An 8,591-nucleotide genomic window follows, 5' to 3' on the forward strand; every position below is an offset into this window, starting at 1 on the left:
TGTATTCCCCGGTGCAGCGGGCGCAAGCCCAGGTCGCGGCGCTGACCGGGTTTCGGGGCGCGGGGCCGGCAAGCATGTCCTGTGCCGGAAGCCCTGGGATGCCGCGTTCTGGCGCGGTGCTTGCTTTCACCGGTACAGGCGCCATCTGCCCCCTCGGCGCTGTATCCTGATGCACCTCACCATGTCCGACACCCCTGCTCCGCCCATCGACACCGCTGAATCCCTGCGCCACGGCACCTACGAGGACGCCCAGGCCATCTTCGCGGGCACCCTGTTCGTGGCCATGGCGCTCATGCTGTTCAACCAGGCCGGCCTGCTGGTGGGCGGCACGGCGGGCATTGCCTTCCTGGCGCACTACGTCACCGGTGTGTCGTTCGGCAAGCTGTTCTTTCTGGTGAACCTGCCGTTCTACTGGTTCGCCTGGACGCGCATGGGCCGCGAGTTCACGCTCAAGACCTTTGTCTCGGTGGCGCTGCTCTCGGGGCTCACCGAGCTGTTTCCGCACGTCATGCACGTGGACTACCTGAATCCGCTGTTTGCCTCGCTGCTCGGCGGGCTGCTGCTGGGCACGGGTTGCCTGTTCCTCGCGCGCCACCGCTCCAGCCTGGGCGGCGCCACGGTGCTGTCGCTGTACATGCAGGACCGCTACGGCATCCGCGCGGGCAAGGTGCAGATGGGCATCGACGGCGCCGTGGTGCTGATGGCGCTGTTCATCGTGCCGCCCGAGCGGGTGGCGTACTCGGTGCTCGCGGTGCTGGTGATGAGCGGCTTTCTCTGGATCAGCCACCGCCCCGGGCGCTACGTCGGTCACTGACCGGTGGGCGGCTCCGCGCCTTCCAGCTCGCGCAGCCAGCGCCCGAACGTGGAGCGGCTCACGCCCAGGCGCTGAGCGGCCTGGGCACGGCGCCCGCCTGCCAGTTCCATGGCCTGGGCGACGCGCTCGGCCAGCGGCATGTCCGTGGCGCCTTGCACACCAGGCTGCGCGAACAGCTCCGGGCAGTCGTGCGCCAGCTCGGCGTAGCGCACGTCGCCCACCCGGTCGAACTGCAGCAGAAACACGGCGATGCGCTCAGCCAGGTTCTCCAGCTCGCGCACATTGCCCGGCCAGTCATAGCTGGTGAGCAGCGACAGCAGCGGCGCCAGCGCGGCGGCAGCGTCCAGGGGCGAGCCCAGCCGGGCCAGGCAGCGTGCCACCAGCGGCGTGGCGATGGCCGGGATGTCCTCGCGCCGCTCGCGCAGCGCGGGCAGGGCCAGGCGCAGGGTGTTCAGACGGTAGTACAGGTCCTGGCGGAAGCTTTGCGCGGCGATCAGCTCCACCAGCGGCTGGTGCGTGGCGGCGATCACGCGCACGTCGATGGGGATGGGCGCGGTGGCGCCCAGGCGCATGATCTCGCGCTCCTGCAGCACGCGCAGCAGGCGCGTCTGCAGCGGCAGCGGCATGTCGCCGATCTCGTCCAGGAACAGCGTACCCGTGTGCGCGGCCTCGAACAGCCCGCGCTTGCCGCCCCGGCGCGAGCCGGTGAAGGCGCCTTCCTCATAACCGACGAGCTCGCTCTCCAGCAGTGATTCGGGGAAGGACGCGCAGTTGACCGCCACGAAGGGCCTTCCTGCGCGGCTGCTGTCGTTGTGCATGGCCTGGGCGAACAGCTCCTTGCCCACGCCGCTCTCTCCCGTGATCAGCACCCCCAGGTCGGTGCGCGCAAAGCGCCGCGCGCTGGCGATGGCGCGCTGCAGCGCCGGGCTGGTGCCGGCCAGGCTGCCAAAACCGTGGCGCGCCGCATGCTGCTGGCGCCGCTGCATCATGCGCAGGCTGGTGTCGGCCGCCTGGATGGTGCCCGCGTCGTACAGTGTGAGCGCCGCGCCCACGATCTCGCCATGCTCGCGGATGGGGGTGCGGTGGGCCACCCAGTCGCGCTGCGCGAAGCGCTGGGCCACGGCGCGCTCCTGCAGGCCGCTGTCCAGCGTGGCGCGCAGTGAGAGCGCGGGCTGCAGCGCATCGAGCGCCTGGCCCTGCACGCGCAGCCCAGGGCCGCCCAGCAGCTGCTGCATGGGCGGGTTCACGGCGATGATGCGGTCCTGCCGGTCCACGGCGACCACGGCCTCCTGCAGGTTGTGCAGCACGCTGTGCAACTGCTCGTAGCGGCCAGCCTCCAGCCGCGCCACGCGCGCCAGTTCCAGCGCATCTTCGAAGCCCTTGCGGATGCTGGCCAGCGAGTACGCCAAAAGGCCCGCCAGCCCAGCCTCCTCGGCCAGTTCCACCACCAGGCTGGAGCCGACGATGACCGTGAAGCCCTCGCGCCGCAGCGCCTCGAAGCGCTGGCGCGCGTCGTCCGGCGTCTGGTAGGCGTGCTGGCTGATCTCGATGTTGAGCAGGTCCTTCACGGCCTCCAGTTCGGGGATGGTCTGCCCGTACATCACCACACCCACCCGCCCTGCGATGCGCCGGGCCTTGATCAGCGCCTGCAGCAGGTCGAAACCGCCCAGCTGGATGGTGGCCACCGGCGCGCGCAGCCCCGCACGCAGGATGCTGGCATTCGAGCCCGCGCTCACGAAGGCGTCGACCACGCCGCGCTCCACCCGGTCCTGGGCAATCGCCAGCGCCCCGCCGAAGGTGCCATCGACCACCTCGATCTGCGCGCGGCCCACGTACTCGGCCACCACCGGCATGGCGAACTCGCGGATCTGCCGGTAGCTGAGAAAGCACAGGCGCGGCAGGCCCGTGGGGGTGAACGCGGGCAATGCCATGTGTGTCTCCTGAAACGTCTAATTGTTTCATGGATGTTGCATGAAACACGTTATTGCCCTGATGATTTTGCAAAATTCAATGAAATCAACCACTTGTGGCGTTTCATGGGGCTGGCACGCACCGTGCAAACAGGCAGCGTACTCAACGAACAAGGAGACACCCGACGTGGCACTCGAACACATCACCGTGCTGGACCTGACCCATATGCTGTCCGGCCCCTACGGCACCATGCTGCTGGCCGACCTGGGTGCGCGCACCATCAAGGTGGAGCCCCCCGGCAGCGGCGAAGGCACGCGCCGGCTGCTGGAAAACGACCCCGACTACTCGCGCGAAGGCATGGGCGCCTACTACCTCACGCTGAATCGCAACAAGGAAAGCGTGTGCGTGGACCTCAAGTCCCCCGCGGGTCGCGAGGTGTTCCTGGACCTGGTGCGCCAAGCCGACGTGGTGTTCGACAACTTCAGCGTGGGCGTGACCGAGCGCCTGGGCATCGACTACAAGGCACTGTCGCAGGTCAACCCGCGCATCGTCACCTGCTCGGTCACGGGCTTCGGCCAGACCGGCCCGCAGACCCAGCGCCCGGCCTTCGACCAGGTGGTGCAGGCCATGGGCGGCGGCATGTCCATCACCGGCACGCCGGCCACCGGGCCCACGCGCAGCGGCATCCCCATCGGCGACCTGGGCGGCGGCATGTTCGGCGCCGTGGGCGTGCTGGCCGCGCTGGTGGAACGCGACCACACCGGGCGCGGCCAGCATGTGGACATCTCCATGCTGGACGCGCAGATCTCGCTGCTCAACTACATGGCCACCATGTACTTCATGTCGGGCCATGTGCCCGAGGGCATCGGCAACGGCCACTTCGTGCACGTGCCCTACAACAGCTATCCCACGGCCGACGGCCACATCATCATCGCCTGCATCGGCGACGCCTTTTTCGAGCGCTTCGTCGAATGCATTGGCCTTGATGCCCTGCGCAAGCCCGAGTACCGCCAGCAGCCCGTGCGCTTCGCAGCCAAGGCCGAGATCGATGCACTGGTGGGTGCCGAGCTGCGCAAACAGGGCACCGAGCACTGGCTGGAAGTGCTGCGCGCCGCGCGCATCCCCTGCGGCCCGGTGAACAACTTCGCCCAGGCCCTGGCCGACCCGCAGGTGCTGGCGCGCGACATGGTCGTCACGGTGCCTTTGCCCAGCGGCGAGGCCATGCGCATGCCGGGCAACCCGGTCAAGCTCTCGGGCGCGCAGCCCAAGGCCTTCACGCCGCCGCCGCGCCTGGGCGAGCAGACCAGCGAGGTGCTGGGCGGCTGGCTGGGCTACCCGGTCGAGCGCCTGGCGCGGCTGCGCGAAGACGGCGTGATCGCGTGAGGGGGCGCCATGGGTGACAACCACATCCACATCACCGACGTGGCCCCGCGCGATGGCTTGCAGAACCAGGCCGTGCACCTGTCCACCGATGCCAAGCTGCAGCTCATCGCCCTGCTGGCCGAGGCCGGCGTGCAGAGCGTGGAGGCGACGAGCTTCGTCTCCCCCAAGGCCGTGCCGCAGATGGCCGACGCAGGCGAACTGGTGCCGCGCATCGCCGCGCGCTGGCCGCAATTGCGCACCTCGGTGCTGGTACCCAACCTCAAGGGGTTGGAGCGCGCCCATGCCTCCGGCGCGCAGGAGATCGCCGTGGTGCTCTCCGCCACCGAGACCATGAACCGCAAAAACATCAACATGGGCCTGGCGCAGGCGCTCGACGTGAGCGAGCAGACCCTGGCCGCGGCCCAGGCGCTGGGCCTGCGCACACGCGCCTACGTGGCCGTGGCCTTCGACTGCCCCTTCGAAGGCGAGACACCGCTGGCCGAGGTGCTGCGCCTGGCCGCGCGCATGCATGCGGCCGGCGCGGGCGAGGTGGTGATTGCCGACACCATCGGCTCTGCCTCGCCAGGCATGGTCAAGGAGCGCTTTGCGGCGCTGCGCGACGTGGTGCCATTGGAGCGCCTGGCCGTGCACCTGCACGACACGCGCGGCATGGGCGCGGCCAACGCCTGGGCCGCGCTGGAGGCCGGCGTGCGCCGCTTCGACGCCAGCGTGGGTGGCATCGGCGGCTGCCCCTTCGCGCCCGGTGCTGCCGGAAACCTGGCGACCGAGGACCTGGTGCTGCTGGCCGAGCGCAGCGGCTTTGCCACCGGCCTCTCGCTCGACGGGCTGCTCTCGGCCGTGGACTTCGCGCAGGAGCAATTGCAGCGCCCCCTGGGCGGCCGCTCCATCGCCTGGCTGCGGCGCCAGCGCGACAAGCGCCGCGAGGCCGAGCCGGTGCCCGCCTGAAATGAAACACCCCCTGAGTCGCTTCGCGCCTTCACCCCTCTCTCATATTGCTTCGCAATCTGGGAGGGGGACGCCCCCAGCGCAAGCGCTGGATACGCCGCCTTCGCGGCGGGGCGGCCCTTGCGCGGGGGCACTTGCCTGCGCCGCGCCAGTTTTATGCGTCGCGGGCGGCGCGCAGCGCAATGAAAAACTGATACCAACCATTCCATTCAAACTACACCTGGAGACAAAACGCATGGACATGCATCCATCCCTTTCGAACACCACCCGCCGCACCGCCCTGGCCGCCATCGCCGCCTGGGGGGCCAGCCCGCTCATCGGCGCCCATGCCCAGGAGCGCAAGTACCCCAGCAAGCCCGTGACCATCGTCGTGCCGTACTCGGCCGGGGGCGGTACCGACATCGTGGGCCGCCTCATGGCGCAGCGCCTGTCCGAGGTCTGGGGCCAGTCGGTGATCGTGGACAACCGCACCGGCGCCAACGGCGTGATCGGTTCGAGCTATGTGGCCAAGGCCGCGCCCGACGGCCACACCCTGCTGCTGGTGGTGGGCTCGCACGCCATCAACCCCGTGCTCATGAAGAGCCTGCCCTACGACACGGCCAAGGCCTTCACACCGGTGACCAACATCGCCAACTCGCCCATGGTGCTGGTGGTGGCGGCCGACGGCCCCTACAAGCAACTGCCCGACCTGCTCAAGGCAGCGCGCGACAAGGAGGTTCCCGTGGGTTATTCGGAAGGCCAGACGCGCCTGACCGGCGAACTCATCCGCCAGTCGGGCAACCTGCAGATCACGGGCGTGCCCTACAAGGGCGGCGCGCCCATCATGGTGGACATCATCGGCGGCCACCTGCCAGCTGGCGTGACCAGCGTGCTCACGGCCTTGCCCCACATCCATTCAGGCAAGCTGCGCGTGGTGGGCGTGGCGGCCGAGCAGCGCATGGGCATCTTTCCAGACGCCATGACCTTCAAGGAGGCGGGCCTGGCTGGCGTGCAGTCGCTCAACTGGTACGGCATGTTCGGCCCGGCCGGCCTGCCCGACGCGGTGGTCGATCGCATCAACCAGGACCTGCGCAAGGTGGCGGCCGACCCGGCCGTGACCAAACAGATGCAGGACCAGGGCGCCAGCATCGTGCTCACGCCACCCGCGGAGTTCCGCCGCTTCGTGGAGGGCGAAACCCGCAAGTGGGCCCAGGTGGCCCAGCGTGGCGGCATCAGCGCCGAGTAAGGCCGACAACGCCACGTGCCCGCACCATGCGCCACCAGAGCGCAGGGCACGTTGGCTTTTTTTAAAAATCAAGGAGACAAATCATGACGAATCGACTGCTGTCGCGGCGTGCCGCCGCTGGCCTGGCCGCGCTGTGCCTGCTGACCGGGCCAGCCCTGGCCCAGGATTACCCGAACAAGCCCATCCGCCTCATCGTGCCCTTTGCGCCGGGCGGGGTGACAGACACCGGCGCCCGCGTGGTGGCCGAGCGCCTGGGGGCCCGCCTGGGCCAGCAGGTGGTGGTGGACAACCGGCCCGGCGCATCGGGCAACATCGGCACGCAGATGGGCGCCACGGCGGCGCCCGACGGCTACACCCTGGTGGTGGGCTTCGACGGCACCATGGTCATCAACCCCCATGTGTTCGCCAAGGTGCCCTTCGACACGCTCAAGGACTTCGCCCCGGTCAGCAAGATCGGCGATGCGGCGCTGGTCATCGTCACCCACCCCTCGGTGCCGGCCAAGGATTTCGCGGCGCTGGTCGCGCATTCCAAGGCCACCGAGGGCGGCATCTCCTACGGCAGCGCGGGCACGGGCAGCACGCCGCACCTGGCGGGCGAGTTGCTGCGCGTGCGCACCGGCGCCAAGTTCGTGCACGTGCCCTACAAGGGCGGCGGCCAGGCGCTGGCCGACGTGGTGGGCGGCTCGCTGCCCATGCTGTACACGGCCGTGGCGGGGGCCTACCCCTTCATCCAGCGCGGCCAGGTGCAGGCCATTGCCGTGTCCACCGCGCAGCGCCTGCCCTCGCTGCCGGCCGTGCCCACGGTGGCCGAGTCGGGCGTGCCCGGCTTCGAAGTCAATTCGTGGATCGGCATCCTTGCGCCCGCGAAGACGCCCACGGCCATCGTCGAGCGCCTGCAGCGCGAGCTCAATGCGGTGGTGCAGTCGCCCGACGTCAAGGAGCGCCTGGCGTCGCTGGGCATCGTCGCCTCGGGCAACACGCCGACCCAGTTCCGCAGCGAGATCGCGGCCGACCTGCGCAAATACGGCGAGGTGGTGAAGGCGGCCAACATCCGCACCGAATAGGCTCAGAAGCGGTACAGGTAGCCGGCCGTCACCGCTGGCTGGCTCGACCGGTTGACCAGCGGGCTGTCCTTGATGGCGCTGCCCAGTCGCGTGGCGCTTACGTCCACGAACATCCACTGACGCGTCGCCAGCGTGTAGCCCACGCGCACGCCGGCCTGCAGGTTCACGGCCGAGCTTCCTTCATACGCCGGGCGGCCCAGCCGGGCCTCGCCTGCCTGTACGCCATAGTAGTAGTCCACAGTCTTGCGGTCCTGCTGCTGCAGCGCCAGGCGCGGCGTGATGTCCCAGGCGCCTTGCTGGAAGCGGCGCTCCGCCTTGAGCGAGAACTGGCGCCCCTTGCTGTGGCCCGAGGCATCACCCAGCAGCTCGGCCGAGAGCTGCACGGGTCCCGCATCCCAGGTGGCGGCGGCACCCAGCCACAGGCTGCCCTTGCGCTCGTGCATGCCGGCCAGCCAGGGCGAGTCCTCGGCCTCGTAGCCCTCGAAGCCGAAGCGCGAGCGCAACCGCAGGCCTACGGGTCCCAGCGAGGGCAGTTTCAAATCCACCCCGGGGCCGGCAATGCTGATCCAGCGGTTCTCGTAGGTCAGCAGGGGCAAGGGTTGCAGCTTGTCGTCGAAATCGCGGTAGGTCTTGCGGTCGGCGCTGACGGCCAGGCCCAGGCCCCAGGTGGAGGCTGCGCCTGCCTCCTGCGCCTGGGCGCTGGCAGGCGCCAGAAAGGGCAGCGTGGCGGCCAGTGCCGCCAGGCGGCGGATCGATGGATGCGGGAGGCGAAGCGTCATGGTCTCGGTTTCCACAGAAAGAAAGGGATTCGGGGCAGGGCGTACCTGCGTGGACAGGGGGCCGCCGCGGTGGTAGCTTTGCCGCGGCAGGCCGGTGGACTGTAGGAAGGCTTTCTTAGCCTGCCGTTAGCCACCCGCTGCTCACGGCCGGCTAAGAATCCCGCGCTAGGCTTGCGCTGCCCCATTTTCCTCAAGGAGACCCCCGTTGCGCGCATTGCTGGTGGAAGACGACGACATGATCGGGCGCGGCCTCACGCACGCGCTCAAGGGCGCGGGCTGGTCGGTGGACTGGGTGCGCAATGGCGAGCTGGCCCACAGTGCCCTGGCCGATGGCGACTACAGCTGCGTGCTGCTGGACCTGGGCCTGCCCGGGCTGGACGGCACCGAGGTGCTGCGCCGTGCGCGCTCGCGCGGCGACCTCACGCCGGAGGTGGAGCTCACGGCGCGCGATGGGGTCGAGGACCGGGTGC

The 8,591-nt window shown here is 69.5% G+C and carries 8 protein-coding genes; 6 read left to right on the plus strand and 2 right to left on the minus strand.

Annotated elements, in window-relative coordinates; translation table 11 throughout:
• Window positions 1–181 precede the first annotated feature (181 nt).
• A complete protein-coding gene (locus tag ACK59X_RS12970; protein WP_409957736.1) occupies window positions 182–814 on the plus strand; it encodes a YitT family protein in 633 nt (210 codons plus the stop codon).
• On the opposite strand, the gene prpR is transcribed toward ACK59X_RS12970, so the two are convergent.
• Window positions 808–2,745 carry a propionate catabolism operon regulatory protein PrpR gene (gene prpR / locus ACK59X_RS12975; RefSeq protein ID WP_409957737.1) on the minus strand — a complete coding sequence of 646 codons (1,938 nt, stop codon included), beginning with the start codon at window positions 2,743–2,745 and terminating at the stop codon, window positions 808–810. The two genes, ACK59X_RS12970 and prpR, sit on opposite strands and share 7 nt — an antisense overlap.
• A gap of 166 nt (window positions 2,746–2,911) precedes the next feature.
• Between prpR and ACK59X_RS12980 the strand changes: the two genes are divergently transcribed.
• The 4 genes from ACK59X_RS12980 (at window position 2,912) to ACK59X_RS12995 (ending at window position 7,342) form a co-directional block, all read left to right on the plus strand.
• Window positions 2,912–4,108 (plus strand): CaiB/BaiF CoA transferase family protein, encoded by a 1,197-nt coding sequence (locus tag ACK59X_RS12980; protein ID WP_409957738.1) that lies wholly within the window; start codon window positions 2,912–2,914, stop codon window positions 4,106–4,108.
• Between the two features lie 9 nt (window positions 4,109–4,117).
• Window positions 4,118–5,053: a hydroxymethylglutaryl-CoA lyase gene (locus tag ACK59X_RS12985; RefSeq protein WP_409957739.1), complete on the plus strand. Its 936-nt coding sequence runs from the start codon at window positions 4,118–4,120 to the stop codon at window positions 5,051–5,053.
• Between the two features lie 235 nt (window positions 5,054–5,288).
• Window positions 5,289–6,278, plus strand: a complete 990-nt coding sequence (locus ACK59X_RS12990) for a tripartite tricarboxylate transporter substrate binding protein (RefSeq protein WP_409957740.1) — start codon at window positions 5,289–5,291, stop codon at window positions 6,276–6,278.
• An 83-nt stretch (window positions 6,279–6,361) separates the two neighbouring features.
• Window positions 6,362–7,342, plus strand: coding sequence for a Bug family tripartite tricarboxylate transporter substrate binding protein (locus tag ACK59X_RS12995; protein ID WP_409957741.1), 981 nt, complete (start codon window positions 6,362–6,364; stop codon window positions 7,340–7,342).
• A 2-nt stretch (window positions 7,343–7,344) separates the two neighbouring features.
• Here ACK59X_RS12995 and ACK59X_RS13000 read toward each other — a convergent pair whose 3' ends face one another.
• Window positions 7,345–8,121, minus strand: coding sequence for a MipA/OmpV family protein (locus ACK59X_RS13000; RefSeq protein ID WP_409957742.1), 777 nt, complete (start codon window positions 8,119–8,121; stop codon window positions 7,345–7,347).
• A gap of 205 nt (window positions 8,122–8,326) precedes the next feature.
• Between ACK59X_RS13000 and ACK59X_RS13005 the strand changes: the two genes are divergently transcribed.
• Window positions 8,327–8,591 (plus strand): response regulator (locus ACK59X_RS13005; RefSeq protein WP_409957743.1); only part of this gene is annotated, 265 nt, incomplete at its 3' end.

The organism is Acidovorax sp. (assembly GCF_046339755.1).
Classification (GTDB): domain Bacteria; phylum Pseudomonadota; class Gammaproteobacteria; order Burkholderiales; family Burkholderiaceae_C; genus Acidovorax.

Bases quoted from the DNA above. Each gene is read 5' to 3' on its own strand.
- ACK59X_RS12990 (WP_409957740.1), top strand. From the start codon at position 5,289: ATGGACATGCATCCATCCCTTTCGAACACCACCCGCCGCACCGCCCTG.
- prpR (WP_409957737.1), bottom strand. From the start codon at position 2,745: ATGGCATTGCCCGCGTTCACCCCCACGGGCCTGCCGCGCCTGTGCTTT.
- ACK59X_RS12995 (WP_409957741.1), top strand. From the start codon at position 6,362: ATGACGAATCGACTGCTGTCGCGGCGTGCCGCCGCTGGCCTGGCCGCG.
- ACK59X_RS12970 (WP_409957736.1), top strand. From the start codon at position 182: ATGTCCGACACCCCTGCTCCGCCCATCGACACCGCTGAATCCCTGCGC.
- ACK59X_RS12985 (WP_409957739.1), top strand. From the start codon at position 4,118: ATGGGTGACAACCACATCCACATCACCGACGTGGCCCCGCGCGATGGC.
- ACK59X_RS13000 (WP_409957742.1), bottom strand. From the start codon at position 8,121: ATGACGCTTCGCCTCCCGCATCCATCGATCCGCCGCCTGGCGGCACTG.